Raw genomic sequence first — 455 nt, 5'->3', positions numbered from 1 at the left:
AAAAAACATACAAAACATATTTTTGCAGTTTTGGATGAAGTTAAATTTTGTATATCACCAACAGTTGCCAGCGCACTCGCAACTGTCCTTTCAAAAGATGCAAATATGTCATTAGCTTATCAGGAGCGCGACGACACTAAAAACATTCCTGACCAATCAGTAGATAAAGATGCTTTAAAAAATCAGATTGAAACAAATACTCTGATAACAATTTGCTATAAATGCTCTTTTGATACCGCTGAATGGATCGCCAATAACACAGGTACAATTCAGAAGAGCACAACCCGTATGGAACAAGTTGACACCGATGGATTTGGTGCAGAAAAATGGACTGGAAATAGAATGATAGGTGTCACGGAAGAAAATTACATCACAACAAACTCGATACAAAGCCTCCAGAAAAGAGTTGGCGTATTCATGAATAATGAAGGTCTGGCTCAATATCTTTTTACTAG

General features: G+C 36.7%; 1 pseudogene. It reads left to right on the top strand.

Features of this window, described 5'->3' with window-relative positions:
* Positions 1 to 455: pseudogene (locus V2A85_RS24455) on the top strand (triK protein); the annotation flags it as partial.

This window comes from Yersinia sp. 1252 StPb PI, from assembly GCF_048593885.1.
GTDB lineage: Bacteria > Pseudomonadota > Gammaproteobacteria > Enterobacterales > Enterobacteriaceae > Yersinia > Yersinia enterocolitica_E.
Note: the sequence above shows the minus strand (reverse complement) of the source record. Positions and strands in the feature narration are given on the sequence as shown.